Source organism: Pedobacter sp. KLB.chiD (assembly GCF_047040275.1).
In the GTDB taxonomy this organism is placed as follows: Bacteria; Bacteroidota; Bacteroidia; order Sphingobacteriales; family Sphingobacteriaceae; genus Pedobacter.
In genome coordinates this window covers 43,853-61,528 of sequence record NZ_CP178207.1, presented here as the reverse complement: position 1 = coordinate 61,528, position 17,676 = coordinate 43,853, and the positions used below count along the sequence as shown (strand labels likewise).

At 39.8% G+C, this 17,676-nt stretch carries 15 protein-coding genes and 1 pseudogene; 12 read left to right on the top strand and 4 right to left on the bottom strand.

Features of this window, described 5'->3' with window-relative positions; genetic code table 11:
- The first annotated feature begins 6 nt into the window (after positions 1-6).
- The 4 genes from ACK1I8_RS00290 (at position 7) to ACK1I8_RS00275 (ending at position 3,267) form a co-directional block, all read left to right on the top strand.
- Positions 7-462: a DsrE family protein gene (locus ACK1I8_RS00290; RefSeq protein ID WP_008245470.1), complete on the top strand. Its 456-nt coding sequence runs from the start codon at positions 7-9 to the stop codon at positions 460-462.
- 19 nt (positions 463-481) lie between these two features.
- On the top strand, positions 482-1,402 hold the full coding sequence (locus ACK1I8_RS00285) for a molybdate ABC transporter substrate-binding protein (RefSeq protein ID WP_056870676.1): 921 nt from the start codon (positions 482-484) through the stop codon (positions 1,400-1,402).
- Positions 1,403-1,413: 11 nt separating this feature from the next.
- Positions 1,414-2,163, top strand: a complete 750-nt coding sequence (locus ACK1I8_RS00280) for a substrate-binding domain-containing protein (protein WP_008245473.1) — start codon at positions 1,414-1,416, stop codon at positions 2,161-2,163.
- Between the two features lie 117 nt (positions 2,164-2,280).
- Positions 2,281-3,267 carry a YeiH family protein gene (locus ACK1I8_RS00275; RefSeq protein ID WP_008245480.1) on the top strand — a complete coding sequence of 329 codons (987 nt, stop codon included), beginning with the start codon at positions 2,281-2,283 and terminating at the stop codon, positions 3,265-3,267.
- Between the two features lie 6 nt (positions 3,268-3,273).
- Here the strand turns inward: ACK1I8_RS00275 and ACK1I8_RS00270 are convergent, their stop codons facing one another.
- The 4 genes from ACK1I8_RS00270 to ACK1I8_RS00255 all read right to left on the bottom strand — a co-directional run bounded on the left by ACK1I8_RS00270 (position 3,274) and on the right by ACK1I8_RS00255 (position 8,388).
- The gene (locus tag ACK1I8_RS00270) at positions 3,274-4,665 is read right to left on the bottom strand and encodes a beta-propeller fold lactonase family protein (protein ID WP_056095402.1); all 1,392 of its coding nucleotides are present in this window, start codon (positions 4,663-4,665) and stop codon (positions 3,274-3,276) included.
- 3 nt (positions 4,666-4,668) lie between these two features.
- The gene (locus ACK1I8_RS00265; RefSeq protein ID WP_056095405.1) at positions 4,669-5,199 is read right to left on the bottom strand and encodes a DUF305 domain-containing protein; all 531 of its coding nucleotides are present in this window, start codon (positions 5,197-5,199) and stop codon (positions 4,669-4,671) included.
- Positions 5,200-5,357: 158 nt separating this feature from the next.
- Positions 5,358-6,554 (bottom strand): sulfite oxidase, encoded by a 1,197-nt coding sequence (locus ACK1I8_RS00260; RefSeq protein WP_008245487.1) that lies wholly within the window; start codon positions 6,552-6,554, stop codon positions 5,358-5,360.
- Positions 6,555-6,849: 295 nt separating this feature from the next.
- Positions 6,850-8,388 (bottom strand): SulP family inorganic anion transporter, encoded by a 1,539-nt coding sequence (locus tag ACK1I8_RS00255; protein ID WP_088300340.1) that lies wholly within the window; start codon positions 8,386-8,388, stop codon positions 6,850-6,852.
- Positions 8,389-8,652: 264 nt separating this feature from the next.
- Between ACK1I8_RS00255 and nhaA the strand changes: the two are divergent.
- The 8 genes and pseudogenes from nhaA (at position 8,653) to ACK1I8_RS00215 (ending at position 17,457) form a co-directional block, all read left to right on the top strand.
- Positions 8,653-9,832: pseudogene (nhaA, locus tag ACK1I8_RS00250) on the top strand (Na+/H+ antiporter NhaA).
- A 58-nt stretch (positions 9,833-9,890) separates the two neighbouring features.
- Positions 9,891-10,220 carry an ArsR/SmtB family transcription factor gene (locus ACK1I8_RS00245; RefSeq protein WP_088300341.1) on the top strand — a complete coding sequence of 110 codons (330 nt, stop codon included), beginning with the start codon at positions 9,891-9,893 and terminating at the stop codon, positions 10,218-10,220.
- Between the two features lie 58 nt (positions 10,221-10,278).
- Entirely contained in the window at positions 10,279-10,749 is a 471-nt protein-coding gene (locus ACK1I8_RS00240; protein ID WP_088300342.1) for a DUF6428 family protein, read from the top strand.
- A gap of 17 nt (positions 10,750-10,766) precedes the next feature.
- A complete protein-coding gene (gene arsB / locus ACK1I8_RS00235; RefSeq protein WP_088300343.1) occupies positions 10,767-11,852 on the top strand; it encodes an ACR3 family arsenite efflux transporter in 1,086 nt (361 codons plus the stop codon).
- A complete protein-coding gene (locus tag ACK1I8_RS00230) occupies positions 11,852-12,622 on the top strand; it encodes a metallophosphoesterase family protein (protein ID WP_088300344.1) in 771 nt (256 codons plus the stop codon). Before arsB ends, ACK1I8_RS00230 begins: the two co-directional genes overlap by 1 nt.
- A 3-nt stretch (positions 12,623-12,625) precedes the next feature.
- Positions 12,626-13,363 carry a metallophosphoesterase family protein gene (locus ACK1I8_RS00225; protein WP_088300345.1) on the top strand — a complete coding sequence of 246 codons (738 nt, stop codon included), beginning with the start codon at positions 12,626-12,628 and terminating at the stop codon, positions 13,361-13,363.
- Positions 13,364-13,373: 10 nt separating this feature from the next.
- A complete protein-coding gene (locus ACK1I8_RS00220) occupies positions 13,374-13,676 on the top strand; it encodes an ArsR/SmtB family transcription factor (protein WP_088300346.1) in 303 nt (100 codons plus the stop codon).
- Positions 13,677-14,400: 724 nt separating this feature from the next.
- Positions 14,401-17,457: a DEAD/DEAH box helicase gene (locus ACK1I8_RS00215; protein ID WP_412467425.1), complete on the top strand. Its 3,057-nt coding sequence runs from the start codon at positions 14,401-14,403 to the stop codon at positions 17,455-17,457.
- The last annotated feature ends 219 nt before the right edge of the window (positions 17,458-17,676 follow it).

Here is a 17,676-nt window from a genome sequence, read left to right as displayed (position 1 = left end):
AAAATCATGAAAAAAATAACCTTAATCTGTACATTATTTTTGCTGATCGCAGCAACCTCGGCCACTTTTGCCCAAGCTACACCTGCTAATTTTACAGGGGCAAAAGCCACCCTGAAAAATTATAAGGCACTGTATGTAATCAATAACGGTGATGAGAAAAAGATTGCAGGAACACTTCGAAACCTAAAAAATGCACTCGACGATCCCAGGTTAAAAGGGAAAATCAATGCAGAACTTATTGCCTTTGGAGATGGCGTAGCTGTTTACCAGAAGAACGGATCTTTTGAAAAAACATTGTTAGAACTGCAATCCAGAGGAGTAATTCTTGCACAATGTGAAAATACCGTCAGAGAAAGGAAAATCGAAAAAAATACCTTATTTGATTTTATCAGTTATGTACCCAGCGGCAATGGTGAAATCATCATCCGTCAATATCAGGGATGGGCAGTTGTACATCCTTAAACCAAATAATTAGAAAATCATGAAATATATAAATCACACCTTTTTAGCCACAGTTGCATTTTTATTGCTTTGTGGAAATGTTAAGGCCCAGGATCATCGCTTTGATCCGCCCTGGAATACTCCACCTGAAAGTAAAGTTCAGTTCACAGTACCTGGAGTAGACAATGTGCCTGATCTTTTTGGAGACATTAATGATCCCCAACTGGTGGTTTTCTTTGCCGGTAACCAGTTTATGTGCATTGACGAATTAATTGCAGCCTTTAAAAAGTCATATCCACATTATCAGCGGGTATTTGCCGAAACGCTTCCCCCAGGCATTTTAGCCCAACAAATAAAAACCGGTAGCATTGTGGTGGGCAACATGAGAATTACCTTAAAGCCGGATGTTTATACAGCTGGTAAGAACCGGATAGACATGACCCCTGAATGGTTTAGCAAAACGACTTTATATGCTAGAAACAGGTTGGCAATCATGGTCCAAAAGGGAAATCCGAAGGCATTGAAGTCACTCAAAGATTTAGCAAATAAAGAGCTGAGGATCAGTATGCCCAATCCAGAGAATGAAGGGATCGGTAAACGTATTGAAGAAGCCTATGTGAAAGCTGGAGGGGAAACATTAAAATCTACCATCATGGAAGATAAAGTTAAAGATAAGACTACTTATCTTACCATGATCCATCATCGCCAATCACCAATGAGGATCCTATACAACGAAAGTGACGCCGCTCCAGTATGGTATACTGAGGCCTACTATCAGAAAATGATTGGCCATCCTGTTGAGCTCATTGAAATTCCTGAAAAAGAGAATATCCATGCGCAATATATAGCGGGACAGTTAAAAGATGCGCCACATCCGGCCGCTGCAAAAGATTTTATGGATTTTTTGATCAGTCCGCAGGCTGCTGCCATCTACAAAAAGTTTGGTTTTGATTTACCTTAAACATAAACACAATGAAAAATATATTTTTAACCATATTGTCAGTCGTTGCTGTAGTGACCATTGGGAATGCACAAATCCCAAACGATACTTTATATGTCTATGGTCCCGGTGGGCCGCTCGGACCGATCAATGAATGTGCGAAGGTTTTTGGAAAGCAGCATGATATCGTAATTAAAGTCACTGCCGGGCCAGATAATGAATGGATGCCGGATGCAATGAAACATGCAGATCTGTTCTTTGGAGGAGCAGAATACATGCTTTCAAAATTCATGTCTGACCACCCAAACATGATAGTGGCGAACTCTCGGACAGAGTTATATAAACGTGCGGCAGCGATCCTGGTACGGCCCGGCAATCCTAAAAACATCAAAAATCTGGGCGATCTCTGTAAACCAGGTGTGAAAATTCTTGATGTGAATGGGGCTGGGCAAATGGGGCTTTGGGAAGATTTGGCAGGTCGACAAGATCTGATTGCAAACATACAGCAGCGTATAGCAGGTACATTTGCAAATTCGGCATTGGGTATTGCTGCATGGAAAAATGATCCTCAATATGATGCCTGGATAACATTTGGCTCCTGGCATAACCGTTTACCAGACCTCACCTCAATGGTTAGGATTCCTGTTACACAAACAGTCTATAGAGGTACACCTGTAGTGAGGGGTAGCACTGGTACGCATAAGTCGGAAACTGAGGATTTTATCAAGTTTATGCAATCCGATAAAGGACATCTCATTTTCAAAAAATGGGGTTGGGAATAAATAATGTCTAAAAACTTATCTTCTATAACATGAAGTTATGGAAGATAAGTTTTAATGATTTGATCGGGGTTTATTAGTTATGGATCTTTGAATTAGAAAATAAAGACAATCAAAATTATGACACAAATCAAAGACAATTCAAATTCTTCTAAAATAAAGGCGGGTAACCTGCTAAACTTAAATTTAAACACCCGTAAAATTATCTTCATCCTGGCAGTTTTGCTGTGCCTCTTTCCATTTATGTCGCCTCCTTTAGCCTTATTGCTAGGATTAGTATTGGCGCAACTAATGGAACATCCCTATCTGCATTTAAATCACAAGGCCACAAACCTGCTGCTAAAAATTTCTGTTGTCGGGCTAGGATTTGGAATGAATGTATTCAGTGCAATGAAAGCAGGAAAAGAAGGCGTACTGTTTACCGTAGTTTCTATTTTCGGAGTGCTTATCATTGGTTTTATCCTGGGAAAAGTATTTAAAATAGAACGTAAAACATCTTTTTTGATATCAGCTGGAACGGCGATCTGTGGTGGAAGTGCTATTGCTGCATTGTCGCCTGTAATGAACGCAGAAGAAAAACAGATCTCCGTTGCAATGGGTACTGTTTTTATACTCAACTCGGTGGCCTTATTTCTTTTCCCCGCTATCGGACATGCGCTTAACTTGTCACAGTCACAATTTGGTATGTGGTGTGCCATTGCTATTCACGATACCAGTTCTGTTGTTGGGGCAGCCAGTAAATATGGTGAACAAGCACTACAGATAGCCACAACTGTTAAGTTAGCCAGAGCACTATGGATTGTTCCCGTAGCGTTTGGTACATCTTTCCTGTTCAAAAGCAACAATAGCAAAGTTAGTATACCCTATTTTATAGGGCTATTTATCCTGGCAATGATCGCCAACACCTACTTACCTTTTATTAAGCCTTTTGCGCCCTACTTTGTAGCATTAGCAAAAGCAGGCTTAACTTTAACCTTGTTCCTGATAGGAAGCGGACTCTCATTTACTATCTTGAAAGCAGTGGGGATAATGCCACTGTTACAAGGCGTAATTTTATGGATAGTAATTTCAAGTGCTGCATTATGGGCAGTTATATCTTTGGTTTAAAATACATTAGTTACTGATCATCACCAGCTTTTTTGAAAGATCATCAATAAGAACCACATGTTTATAATCGGCGCCACCTGTTCCTACACTCTTAATTATCCCCGAGGATTGACCGCTAAAAGCTCCTTTTTCATCGGTCTTAAAAGAATTGATGACATAATCTGCGTTAAACGTATCATTTGAGGAGTTGGTTAACGCTAAAGTATACGAAGTATTTGGCTCGAGTTTTTTAAAGTCCTGTTGGACAAGATCAGTCAAGCCTACGCTTCTTACGTTTAGCATGCCTGATGACATTGAATTATCCTTATTCATCAATTTAATCACCTGACTTTTGTCTGCAAGATTAAGCGGGGTTAAATTTTCTTTTGAGGCATTTGCAGGGCTGGCATTAGCGGCGTACAACAATGCTTGCGGACATTGTCCAATAGCAATGGTTTTTACAACGGCCATTTTTACCAGATCAACCACTTGTACCTGGTCATCATTTTCTAATCCGACATATGCAAATTTACCATCTGCCGAAGTCCAGACGCCATGTGGCAATGATCCTGTCGCAACGCTATCAGTAAGCTTGAAATCTTGTGAAACACTAAATACTTTTAAGCTGTTTTCTCCGCCAATGGTTGCCAGCATCACAGGTGAATCATTAACTAAAGTAAAAGTGACATGGTTGGTAATTGGACCTGTATTTAGTACTGTATGTATCGTATTTGTCTCCGTGCTGATGACAGTGATCTTCCCTACATCCTTATGTGTCAATGCAATCCATTTCCCATCAGGACTACAGAATATATTTGGAGAAAATGGACTAACTACTGGAATACGCTTTACAATAGCATAAGAAGTTGCATTCACTACATCCACTTCTGCAGTAAAGCTGGAACAAATATAAGCCCATTTTCCATCTGGAGTAAAAGCAACCATTCCCGGGCCGTCGGCTACTGGAATTTGCTTGATTTCAATCAGTTTATTTGCATCAATTACGCTGATATACGATTCTCCTCTTACCGATATCCATGCCTGTGATCCTGAAGGGTTAAAGGTTGCCTCATGCGGTGAACGTCCGATATAAACAGTTTTTAAAACTTTATTTTTTGCTGTTGAAATAAAGGTTACTGAATTTGATCCAATGGAAACCGCTGCTAGTAATTGCCTTTTAGGGGAATAACCCAGGCCATGAACCAGGGCCTGTCCCTTATATAGAGGACTTAAGATATCAGGTTGGGGTTTACCAAGAACAATATTTCCTAATAGCGTTTGTGTTGAGGGATCTAAGACAGAAACCGTATTAGATATCTGATTGCCTGTATAAACCCTGTCTTGGGCATAGATTGATTGTGCTTTTGATTGTAGGGCAAAACTGAATATTAATAGCGTAAACAAGGATATCTTTTTCATATGTTAATGGGAGTTTGTAAATGTCTTCATTTGTTGGATTTCTATCTGTTCATCTGAGATAATATTCTCGGCCAGTCTTTTTACATTTTTATTTTTTCCATACCGCAACTCAACTTTAGCCATGTCGATGGCAGCCTGATGGTGAGGAAGCATTATCCTTGCAAAGGACAGATCAGTATCAGACAATTGTTTTTCTTCAGGCATTTGTTCCATCATCACTTTCATCATCTTCTGGTTGGCGTTTTGATGTTGGTTGCCTGTAGCGATAAATCCTTCAGGATGGCTGAGCAGGAGTCGCATTTGCTGAATCTGGGTTTGTTGCTCAGCTTTGATACTTTTAGCTAGCTGAATCATTTCTTTATTTTTTCCGGTCTTAATCTCTTCTTCTGCCATATCAATAGCACCCTGGTGATGTGGGATCATCATTTGTATGAAATCTCTGTCTGCAGATGTGGTAGCTGATATTTCATCCATCTTCATCATCATATGAGCCATTTGCCCAAGGAAGACATTTTTTTTAGTTGCCATTTGCATGTGTTCATGTTGTGCTCGTGCAGAGAAACTAGCAAATAGTAGAAGTATAGACGTGAATCTGATCATGGTTTGATGTAGAATATTAATTGTGATAAACTGTTTATGCCAAACAAGCCTTATGCGATAACCGCAAGATCCTGAAATTTGTTCTTATTGAGCTATATTACATCTACATCAATTGGCGAGATAAAATTAACCATGTAAGTTCTTCTGTCTAAATCATGCTCCATGGGTTGCGTTTTGCCATTTTGATCTGTCGCTCTAGCCATTAAACTATATCTTCCAGTCTTAGCAGGAACCACCCATTCAAATTCAAATAGCTGCCAGGCGAAAGGGATAGCAGGACCAATTAATTTTGCTGGTTGCCATGAATTTCCTTTATCCGTGCTTATTTCTACTTTCGATAGGTTACTATCACCTGACCATCCTGCACCCCTTACTTGATAAGGTTTTCCAGCCGGCACCGCTTCAAACAATACCGGCCTTGATATTTCAGACTTAACCAATGTAGTGGTTACGGGCGTCAAGGTAGGTAGTCCTTCAACACGCTTCCAGTAAGCATATTCAATCGTCTGCCAATAGCCATCAAACGGCTTTTCAGATGCAGTAATTTTCATCAGCCATTTCACAGATGCCATACCATACCATCCTGGAATAATTGCCCTTGCCGGGAAACCATGTTCAGCACTCAATGGTTTTCCATTCATTTCATAGGCGATGATGATGTGATCCTGCATTGCTATATTTAACGGAATGCTTCGGGCGAATTTGATTTTTCCTGGTGATTTCGGCTCTTCTGTAATCATCCCCTCATCATTCCCTTCCAAAATAATGTCTACCGTACCCACCTTTATGCCAGCCTTCTTTAACAATACGGATAAAGGTACTCCTGTCCATTCAGCATTGCTGATCCCACCTTGTTCCCATCCTAAACCCTTCACTTTTGGGGCGAGGTTAGCACGTCCGTTTCCGGCACATTCTATAGTAGCCATTACCTTTTTTGCAGGAAGCTTTTTAAGTTCGCTCAGATTGATCTTTATGACATGATTGGTGTTGCCGCCAATCTCTAATTCCCAATTTGTAGCATCAATATTGGGAATATTAAAATGACTCCTGATGAAGAACTGGTTATTTGGAGTAATCCTGTTTTTTAACGTAGGAAATGGAAACTCCATATTTAATGGCTTTTTCTCTCGCGTAATAAGTCCTGGAAAGTCATTGTCTTCTCTGGTTTGTTGAATCTCCTTCGCCGAAGCCCAGGATGGTATTGTTGCGCCAGCTATCACCGGGATAATTCCAGTAACAAAATTACGTCTGTTTAACGTGTAGTTTTGTGATGTTTTGTCGTTTTTCATTTCAATAAATGTAGGTGATTACAATATAGCCAAAAATCTCTCATAGGATAACTTGTATTCTTCCTTTTTCTTGATGGTTGAAAGGAAACAACTGTAGACTTTACTTCATCGCTGGCCTGCTAGAAAAGACACAATAGTTCTATAACTGTTTATCAAATACTCATCTCAATTTCTATCAAAAAACGGTGGAATAGTGATAGGACTAGCAGTCATCTTTCAAAAAACGAGGGAATAATGATAACGGAAATACTGGAGGAGCTATATAAAAAGCTCCATCCAAATTTCTAATTTATACTTAAGATTTGTCAATAGCGACACGATATGTCGGATCTTCATATATATTAACATCAATAACACTTTCAGCGTTTTTAAGTAGTAGCCTACAATCTTCGCTTAAATGTTTTAAATGAAGTTTTTTACCCGCGAGATGGTATCGTTCTGTTAACTTGTTTAATGCTTCAATAGCAGACATATCCGACACTCGACTGTCCTTAAAATCAACAATTACTTCAGATGGGTCTTCATTAACATCGAACTTTTCAGTGAACGCTGTAACTGAACCAAAAAACAATGGCCCATAAATTTCGTAGTGCTTGGTGCCACTTCCATCCACGAATTTTCTTGCACGAATCCTTTTTGCACTCTCCCAGGCAAAAACAAGTGCCGATATAATTACACCAATTAAAACTGCAAGGGCGAGGTTATGAAGCCAAATGGTGATCGCAGCCACCAGTATGCCAATAAATATATCTTGTTTTGGCATTTTATTGATGATCCGTAAACTGATCCACTCAAAGGTTCCTACGGCCACCATGATCATCACGCCTGTAAGGGCAGCCATTGGAACTAAACCAATTATCGGTGCGCCAAACAGAATGATAAGCAAAATAGTGAGTGCTGCCACTATGCCCGACAGGCGGGCTCTCGCCCCTGCTGAAAGATTTACCAAAGTCTGAGCAATCATTGGACATCCTCCCATACCATAGAAAAAGCCATTCAGAATATTGGCAATACCCTGAGCTATTGATTCACGGTTACCATTCCCCCTGGTTGCAGTAATTTCGTCTACTAGGTTAAGTGTTAACAGCCCCTCGGTAAGCCCAACTCCTGCCATGATCGCGGCATAGGGCAATATAATTTGAAAGGTTTCAAATGTCAATGGAATCTGAGGAATGTGAAATGGTGGAAACCCTCCGCTGACAGAGGCAATATCGCTTACTGTTTTAGTATCGATACCGAACCCGAGGACGACAAGAAAAACAACAATAATAGCAACCAGGGATGGTGGTACCGCCTTTGTTATCTTTGGAAAGAATAGTACGATAGCAATGGTAAGCGCAACCAACCCGGCCATGATTAAAAGTGGGCTACCGGTCAACCAGGCCTCTTTTCCATTGATGATGGTTTTGAACTGTTCAATCTGGGCCATGAATATAATAACTGCCAGTCCATTAACAAAGCCATACATTACCGGTTGGGGAACAAGTCTGATAAATTTCCCAAGCTTGAAAAGACCTACCAGGATCTGAAAGGCGCCGGCGAGGGCTACAGCGGCGAATACATATTCAATTCCATGCGCCTGCATCAAAGCAATCAGCACAACTACGACTGCTCCTGCACCGCCTGAGATCAGACCTGGACGACCGCCCAGAACTGAGGTTACAAGCCCCATAATAAAAGCTGCATAAAGACCGACCAAGGGGGGGAAACCCGCAAGGATAGCGAAGGAGAGCGATTCAGGCATCATGGTCATGGCCACAGTGATGCCAGCCAAAATTTCGGTTTTGTAGTTGACTTTTTGAGATAAGTCAAAAAAACGTGTACGTAAGAACATACCAATAAAATTAAAGGTCAAAAATTATAAAATAAGGGGCATTGCCCTAGCAAGGGATTATGCTAAGGGAGAAAAGAGTCACTGAAAGAATTCAGGGCTTTGTCACAGGGTTATATGAAACTTGTTTAACTTTTCTCATTTCGATTGATGCAAAAATAGAAAAATATTTTTAAAATCTGTCATTACCTATGGTTTTGCTCTGGTGTCTGAATTAACAGGAGGCAGATTTAGACCGTAAAAATGAAAATGTTATATTTGAAAAATATGCCAATGTCGATCAACAAAAAGGTTTTTAAAGACTTTTTCAACTCTACAACATCAAGTGGGATTATCTTATTTTCCTGTTTAATTTTGTCTTTAATAATAGCAAACTCGCCACTGGGTGAAGGCTTTGATAACTTTTTAGCGAATCAAATTGGATATGAAACCACCAGTTTACATTTAAAGTATTCTGTTGCGCTATGGATCAATGATGGCCTGATGGCCATTTTCTTTCTTTTGGTGGGACTTGAAATTAAAAGGGAAATTGTGGAAGGTGAACTTTCCTCACCTAAAAAGGCAATACTTCCGATTATATGTGCGATTGGTGGTGCCATTGTGCCGGCAATAATCTATACCATATTTAACCGTGATACGCCAACTGCTAGCGGATGGGGTATACCAATGGCTACAGACATTGCTTTTGCACTAGCCATTCTATCGCTCCTGAGTAAAGGTTCCACTTTCCCTAAAGATCTTTCTAGCTGCCCTGGCTATTGTTGATGATCTGCTTGCAATATTAGTAATCGCGGTATTTTACTCTTCGGATCTCCACTATATGAATATGGTTTATTCCGGGGCTATATTGATACTACTGTTCCTCTTTAATCGCTTCGGGTTAAAGAACCTTGCCTTTTACCTAATTCCAGGTATTTTTATCTGGTACTTTGTTCATCACTCAGGCATTCATGCAACTATTGCAGGAGTTTTGATAGCGCTTACACTACCCACAACAGCAGATCATAAAGAGTCTCCACTGGAAAAACTAGAGCATGCACTTACTAAACCCGTTAATTTTCTGATCATTCCAATATTTGCACTGGCCAACACCAACATCCGTTTTGAAAACGGCATGGTAGAAGGGCTTTTTACAGGTCTGGGAATGGGCATTGTGCTAGGTCTGGTTATTGGTAAATCTTTGGGTATATTATTTATATCATGGCTCAGCGTAAAGCTTAAGCTAAGTGAGCTACCTGAAAATGCAAAATGGGTTCATATCCTTGGTGTTGGCCTACTTGCAGGTATCGGGTTTACCATGTCCATATTTATATCAATCTTATCCTTCGCTGACCCGCTGCTTGTTCAGGAAGCAAAGTTTTCAATTCTTGTCGGCTCCGTAATATCAGGACTATTAGGTTATTTGATTTTAAACCTTAGCAGCAAAAAGAGAGATCAGAAGAATTAAAATTAATATTCTGATAAATTTGTTGTTTCATTAATAAATCGTAATATTGCAATATTATATGGGACTTACAAAAACCGAAATGTTTACCTCCGAGCAGAACCAGCTTGCTCAGCTATTAAAAGCAATGGCTCACCCTGCACGTATTGCTATTCTGCAAAGAATACTAGTTTTCAATACTTGTATTTGTGGAGATCTTGTAGAGGAGCTGGGTCTTGCCCAAGCTACAATCTCCCAGCATTTAAGGGAATTAAAGTCTGTCGGGATTATCCAGGGTACCATCGAAGGGGTTAGCGTTTGCTATTGCATAAACCCTGAAACATGGAAATTACTGGAAGCCCAAATCGGTGCCTTCCTTGGATCATATAAGCTAGAAGCTAGCTGCTGCTAGCTTTTTTTAATCAAATCAATCGTTTAATTGCAATATAAAAATACTTAAATCTTTAATTATGAAACTATCAGAAATAAAAGCCCACTTGGCGCAGGCTGAAAGCGTAAACTTTCAATTAGAAAACGGTACACCAGTTCCTGAACATTTCCATGTGACCGAAGTTGGTGTTGTTACTAAAGATTTTATTGATTGTGGCGGTACGGTACGTCATGAAAAAGTAGCCAACTTCCAACTTTGGGATGCCAACGATTTTGAGCATCGTTTGAAAGCAGGCAAGTTGCTAAACATCATATCTCTTTCTGAAGAAGTATTGGCGATGGAAGATCTGGAAATTGAGGTAGAATACCAGGCTCAAACTATTGGTAAATACGACCTTGGTTACGATGGTAAAAACTTCCTGCTTATTGCTAAGACAACAGCGTGCCTTGCTCCGGAACTATGTGGTGTTCCTGAAGTAAAACAAAAAGTACAATTTCAGAATCTTGCTGCTTCAGGATCAGCGTGTACACCAGGTGGCGGTTGCTGCTAAATAATCAATCATAAACTATGTCTGCAAACAACTGTGCACCTGCTGCCGAAAGAAGAAAATTAAGCTTTTTAGACCGGTACCTTACACTATGGATTTTTCTAGCGATGGGTATCGGTGTAGCTACCGGCTATTTTCTACCATCTTCCTCCGGATTTATAAACTCGTTTTCCAGTGGAACCACAAACATCCCATTAGCTATCGGACTGATCTTAATGATGTATCCGCCACTTGCTAAGGTGAAATATGAAAAGATGGGAGAAGTTTTTAAAGACACTAAAGTCTTAAGCGTATCCCTGGTTCTGAATTGGGTAATTGGTCCACTTCTAATGTTTTTTTTAGCAATCACTTTTTTAAGAGATTATCCGGAATATATGGTTGGGCTGATCCTTATTGGCCTGGCAAGGTGTATTGCTATGGTGGTGGTCTGGAACGAGCTTGCAGAGGGTAACAGGGAATATGCAGCAGGCTTGATTGCACTGAACAGCATTTTTCAGGTATTGCTCTACAGTGTGTTTGCTTATATCTTTATTACCGTTTTGCCACCTTTTTTTGGTCTGGAGAGCCTTGAAGTAAACATCACCATTTCCGAGATTGCTAAAAGCGTAGGAATCTACCTGGGGCTTCCCTTTGCAATGGGTATAATCAGTCGGTACGGCCTTATTAAACTGAAAGGTGAAGACTGGTTTCAAAACAAGTTTATCCCGCTGATTTCCCCAATTACTTTGATAGCGCTACTTTTTACTATCGTAATTATGTTTAGCCTGAAGGGCGAACTGATTGTACAAATTCCAATGGATGTAGTGAGAATTGCTATACCCCTTGTTATTTATTTTTCTATCATGTTTGTGATCAGCTTTTTTGCTGGCCGTTACTTCGGTGCAGACTATTCAAGAAGTACATCAATTGCTTTTACGGCCACAGGAAATAATTTCGAACTGGCCATAGCAGTTGCTATTGGTGTTTTTGGAATCAATTCGGGACAAGCATTTGCGGGCGTTATTGGCCCTTTGGTTGAAGTCCCGGCACTGATTGCCCTGGTCAACCTTGCTTTTTACTTCCGCAAGAAATACTATCCGTCAAAAAAATTAAACACCATACATTAATGAGAATTGCACTTTTTTCAGATATCCATGCTAATCTTCCTGCCCTGGAAGCCTTTTTTAAACACGTTGAAACCAGAAACACTGATGCAATTTATTGCCTTGGAGATTTAGTTGGATATAACATCTGGCCAAACGAAGTAATAGATGAAATTCGCAAACGAGGCATACCAACTATCGCAGGAAATTATGACTGGGGCATTGGCAGGTCTAGTGATGATTGCGGTTGTGCCTATAAAACAGAAGAAGAAAAAGCATTAGGTAAGGTTTCTATCTCCTACACAAACGAAGTGGTAAGGGACGAACAGCGTGCTTATCTAAGAACCCTTCCTGCTCACATTAGACTAGAATACCAGTTGAACCACGATAAACGCAATATTCTGTTTGTACATGGTAGCCCCCGTAAGGTCAATGAATACCTTTTTGAAGACCGTGATGAAAAAAGCATGCTTCGGATCATGGAACAGGCAGATGCAGATATTATGTGTTTTGGCCATACCCACAAGCCTTATCATAGAATTTTAAACTCAGGGAATGAAGGTGCGGATCATTTCAGGCATGCCATTAATATTGGCTCAGTAGGTAAACCAAAAGACAGCGACCCAAGGGGTGGTTATGTTATTTTAACCATCAACCCTGATAGTACAGTAAACAATAAGGACAGTGTTAAAGTCGAATTTATTCGCTTTGAGTATGATATAGAAAAGGCAGCTAAAGCCGTAGAGGATAGTCCTCTTCCGAATGAATATGCAGACATGTTGCGTAGAGGATAAGGTATGAGAATAGCACTATTTTCAGATATTCATGCCAATCTACCTGCATTTAAATCAATGTTAGACGATATGGATGACCAAAAACCCGATGCCGTTTATTGTCTCGGTGATCTGGTGGGATACCACATCTATCCAAACGAAATTATCCAGGAGATCCGTAAGCGTGGAATCGGAACTTTGAAAGGTAATCATGACCAGAAGGTTGAAAAATTAATTACAACCCCGAATAGTCTCCAGGAGCCAGGGAAGAATTATGCGTATCATTTAATCAGCCAGGATAATAGAGATTACCTGAAGACACTGCCTGCGCACATTAAATTGGAATACAAACTACAATCCGAAACACTCAATCTTGTTTTTGCCCACGGCAGCACCAGAAGTATAGATGAATATATTTTAATAGATACGGATGAAAAGTATGTTTTAGATATGATGCAGGAAGCAGGTGCAGACATGCTCTTTGTTGGTCATTCTCACAAGCCTTACCATCGTATTTTAGAGGATAATGATAATAAGTTTAAGCACGTAGTTAACCTCGGGTCGGTAGGAAAGCCTAAAGACGGAGATCCCAGGGGCTGCTATGTGATACTTACCATTGCTGCAGACAGCTCCCTATCAGATAAAAACAGCATACAGGTAGAGTTTATAAGGTTTGAATATGACGTAGAAGCCTCAGCAAGAGCTATTGAAAATAGTTTGTTGCAAAGTGAATTTGCAGATGCATTGCGACTAGCCAAATAACACTAACCAAATGGAGGTCAACACCAGAGACTATGCGCCAATAGAAAAGCAGCTTGCAAAGTTCATGCGGGTCTTGGCACACCCAGCCCGGATGGCTATAATGATCCGGCTTGCAAGGAAAGAAAGTTGTACTGAAGGAGTAATAAACGATCTGCCAATTGAAGAATCTTCAGTTGCAAAGCATCTTAAAGCCTTAGAAGTTGCTGGACTTATAAAAGGGAATACCTCAAATTTACGATCACGTTATTGCATTAACTGGTACGCCTTTTGGATTTCTCTGAACAATTTAATTTGCTATTTAACAGTTTTTTAGAGCAAGCACCAATTCAAAGCTGCAAGACCAAGGTTTAAGCTATCTATGATAGTTCAGCTAGGGGTTCTAATACACGGCAGAGCAAGAGAAATATTGCGATCATTATTTCTCTTCTTCCAATTATCAAAAAACGGTCGTTTCTTGATAATACAAAAATGGGCGAAACAATTCATTGAAGAGGCTATTGGAATAGATTTCAAAATGATAAATTCCTTGGTAAAACTTATAGTAATTTCTTTTTACGATACTGCCTTTCCACCTTATTGTTTAACAAATTCTCAAAATCAACTATCGCTTCGCAATGCTCATAAAAGTTCGAACTTCCGCGGATTGACTCTACCATAAGGAAACAGCATATCTTTGCTGTTTCCTTTTTTTATGCCAATAAAACATGATAACCAAATTATTCCCGCTTGGCCAACGGGTATTCGACAACTAGTACAAAACCTCTTTAGACGCTTACATGAATTTGCCTTGAACAAAACCTCTCCCGTCAATAAATTTATATGTTCGGGGAAAGAGCTGCACAAGATGTTTTTAAAATGAAACATGCGTTGCAAGCCTTTTTGAGAGTAAGTTTTTTAGATTCCCCCGACTTAAAGGGCAGACATATTTGGTTGGTTCCTTCTTCTATACCCACAGAAATCTAACCCTGAGATTTTAAGTTTAAATGAACAGCTCATTTTAGCGCATAATTTAATAAATTGTAGGCATTTATATTAGATTGAAAACTAAATTGAACGCACAAAAATCAATATTGTCATTCTGGAAGGATATTGAAATCTTCTCCTTGCCTGATTTGCCTTCCAATGCCAAATTGGTAGATCTGAGCAAAACATTACCCTGGGAATTATCTTTTGTACCCAAACAAAATAGTACGTGGAGGCATATTGTTTTTTTGGGTAAGCATAGTAAAGAAAACATAATCGATGTTATAGGGAAAGCTCTGCACGATAAACCTGAAAAACAAGACTGGATAGAGAAACCAACCGGTAATACCTGTATGGCTGTCCTGATTATAAATGAACATGGGAGATTGTCGGGAGACAGTCCTTATTTACAAGCCTCCTATTTATATGGCATCAAATGCCTGCAGGAAGGAAAAAAATTATCGGAGGTGTCCAAACTATTAGACGAGGTACAAGAAAAGTTTAGAGAAAGATACCCTTACAATCAGGATGCAGAAGACCTAAACAGTGCGTTGGCGCCAATAATCACATCCGCACATCTAGAAAAAGAAATAGCTGTTCTAAACAAGCTGAATGTTGATGGCATAACTTGTGATAGTCATATTTATGTGCAGTCCATACAGGTCTCCAAACAGTCTAAAGGCGACACCGCATTTTTAAACAGTTTTTATCTTGAAGACCTCAATCAACTCATCAACAACTCCAACTCTTTTGGGAAAGGACTGAATGACTATTTACATATCGATACACGTCAGCTTAAACGCACGGATTTACTCGCGAATTCGGAAGCCTTTTTCGACACGATAGACCCAGCAAAAATACCTGCAGAGCGTTGGCCTTCCAATCCTAGTCATGGTCTTTATTCAGCGCAAACAGGTGCTGTTAATACCAGTTTAGAATTACTTAAGGATAAAGGTCTAATGGGAATTAATGGTCCTCCGGGTACCGGAAAAACAACCCTTTTATCAGACATTGTGGCCGAGGTGATAGTGCTTCGTGCGAAGAAACTGATGGAAAAGAATATTTCCACGTTATTTGCCAGAGGCCAGAAAATAGAAAGGGAAAGCAACTTCGCCTATCATTTCCCTACCAATAGTGATGTTTTTGACGATGTTGGCATTGTAGTGGCCAGCAATAACAATGCAGCCGTCGAAAACATATCGAAAGAACTGCCTGACGAACAAAAAATAGACAGGAACATGTTTCCAAATGCCAGCTATTTCACTGACTTTTCTCAAAATTTAATTGAGGCAGACAGTTGGGGATTACTGGCCGCAGCGTTGGGAAACTCTGAAAACAGGGCATTTTTTAAGAATAATTTCTGGTACAGGAAGGATAGCGAACCCGGATTTGCTACCTTTTTACAATCCCTTTATAACAATCCGGAAAATGAGGACCGTACTTTTGAATATCTTAAATACTATGAAAGAACGAAAGCTGAACTTACTGCATTACTAAAACAATTTTATGAATTCAGACAGGTAGCTTCAGAGTTCTTTAAGTTGGTTCCCACCTATTTAAATGACCAAAAAAATAAAATAAGAACAATACACAGCATTGAGCAGCTTACCACCCTTATCGGGGAGATCCGGAATAGTAAAAAACTACTGGTTAGAGATTTGGCTGATCTTAAAAATCGGATTAACGAAATCCAATATGGTATTCAGGTGCACCAATCTACAAAACCGGCATTTTTCTTTTTCCAGAAACTGTTCAATACGAAAGCATTTAAAAAGTGGAACGGACCATACCTGCTGCTATTAAATGAACATACAGCGCTTACAACAAAAAGCATAGCGGTTCAAAAAGAGATAGATAACCTAGACAGGAAAATCACTGATAAGGAGAAAGAAATAAAACAGTTACAGGCCCAATTACAAGAGATTAATCAGCGGATGGGCATTTACAATAAGAAAAAAGAAAGACTCCACAGCGATTATGGCATAGCTTATAGAGATATTCCCGATGAAAATTTGTTGAACGCGTTTGAAACAGATCAGGATACCTTTCACAAATGTAATCCCTGGTCGTCCGTTAGCATAAATAAACTGCGGAGCGAGATATTTCTTAAGAGCCTGTTATTGCATGAACATGTTATTTTGAGAAATGCCAAGCAGTTTAAAAACAATATTGGTTTATTAATGGAACTAATGGATGGTAAAGTGGAGGTTTCCAAACCTATTGCATCAAGTTTATGGCAATCCTTTTTCTTTTGTATCCCTGTTGTTTCAACGTCGTTAGCTTCTGTCAGCCGTCTATTCGGTAGTCTGGGAAAGGAAAGTATTGGTTGGTTGTTACTTGATGAAGCAGGACAGGCCACACCGCAATCAGCGGCAGGGATTATTTATCGAGCCCAGAGGAGTATTATTATCGGCGACCCCTTACAGATTGAACCAGTCGTTACTACGCCGATTAAGTTGATCGACATATTGAATCAACAACATAAGACCGATGCAGTTTGGTCACCATTACGAAGTTCAGCACAAATTTTGGCTGATAGAATAACTGCTGAGGGTACATGGATGAAGCAAGAAATTGACGACGAAGATATTTGGACAGGGTTTCCATTACGTACCCACCGTAGATGCAATAACCCCATGTTCGCTATCTCCAATGAAATTGCCTATAATAATCAGATGGTTAAAGCGATGGCAGATGCTCCCTTTGAATGTGCGCTGGGAGCATCTGCCTGGTTCGACATCAACGGCTCGCATATCCAAAACAGACAAGTTGTTGAAGAGGAGATCTCTTTATTAAAAGAAAAAATTCAGTTGCTCGGGAAAGTACATCAGGAAATATTTGTTATCTCACCTTTCAAATCGGTTGCAGACCGATGTAAACAGGAATTTCATTCTATAAACTCAAAGATACAATGCGGAACGATCCATACCTTTCAGGGTAAGGAAGCAGATATTGTCTTTCTGGTACTTGGCAGTGATCCGGGGAAACCTGGATCTAGACAATGGGCATCATCTAAGCCCAATATGCTTAATGTTGCGTTAACACGCGCCAAAAGACGTTTTTATGTGATAGGTAATAGAAAATCCTGGTCTGGCTATCAATTCTTTTCAGTATTGGCCGAAAAATTATGATTACAGATTGCTGGCAAGTCCTGTAGAGGTGCTACATCCTGCAACTCCCCGCTACTAAAAAAGTCCGTAGAAAGATAGCTTCTTGTTATCGAAGTGTTTTCAATGGTCTCACACTTCTAATAAAACTAAGCTAAAGTTAACTAACATGGCCACGTTAGCGCCTATAAACGTACTAATAACGTTACAATATGAACCATCTTATATACAATATTATGACAA

Bases quoted from the DNA above. Each gene is read 5' to 3' on its own strand.
- ACK1I8_RS00290 (WP_008245470.1), top strand. From the start codon at position 7: ATGAAAAAAATAACCTTAATCTGTACATTATTTTTGCTGATCGCAGCA.
- ACK1I8_RS00285 (WP_056870676.1), top strand. From the start codon at position 482: ATGAAATATATAAATCACACCTTTTTAGCCACAGTTGCATTTTTATTG.
- ACK1I8_RS00280 (WP_008245473.1), top strand. From the start codon at position 1,414: ATGAAAAATATATTTTTAACCATATTGTCAGTCGTTGCTGTAGTGACC.
- ACK1I8_RS00275 (WP_008245480.1), top strand. From the start codon at position 2,281: ATGACACAAATCAAAGACAATTCAAATTCTTCTAAAATAAAGGCGGGT.
- ACK1I8_RS00270 (WP_056095402.1), bottom strand. From the start codon at position 4,665: ATGAAAAAGATATCCTTGTTTACGCTATTAATATTCAGTTTTGCCCTA.
- ACK1I8_RS00265 (WP_056095405.1), bottom strand. From the start codon at position 5,199: ATGCAAATGGCAACTAAAAAAAATGTCTTCCTTGGGCAAATGGCTCAT.
- ACK1I8_RS00260 (WP_008245487.1), bottom strand. From the start codon at position 6,554: ATGAAAAACGACAAAACATCACAAAACTACACGTTAAACAGACGTAAT.
- ACK1I8_RS00255 (WP_088300340.1), bottom strand. From the start codon at position 8,388: ATGTTCTTACGTACACGTTTTTTTGACTTATCTCAAAAAGTCAACTAC.
- ACK1I8_RS00245 (WP_088300341.1), top strand. From the start codon at position 9,891: ATGGGACTTACAAAAACCGAAATGTTTACCTCCGAGCAGAACCAGCTT.
- ACK1I8_RS00240 (WP_088300342.1), top strand. From the start codon at position 10,279: ATGAAACTATCAGAAATAAAAGCCCACTTGGCGCAGGCTGAAAGCGTA.
- arsB (WP_088300343.1), top strand. From the start codon at position 10,767: ATGTCTGCAAACAACTGTGCACCTGCTGCCGAAAGAAGAAAATTAAGC.
- ACK1I8_RS00230 (WP_088300344.1), top strand. From the start codon at position 11,852: ATGAGAATTGCACTTTTTTCAGATATCCATGCTAATCTTCCTGCCCTG.
- ACK1I8_RS00225 (WP_088300345.1), top strand. From the start codon at position 12,626: ATGAGAATAGCACTATTTTCAGATATTCATGCCAATCTACCTGCATTT.
- ACK1I8_RS00220 (WP_088300346.1), top strand. From the start codon at position 13,374: ATGGAGGTCAACACCAGAGACTATGCGCCAATAGAAAAGCAGCTTGCA.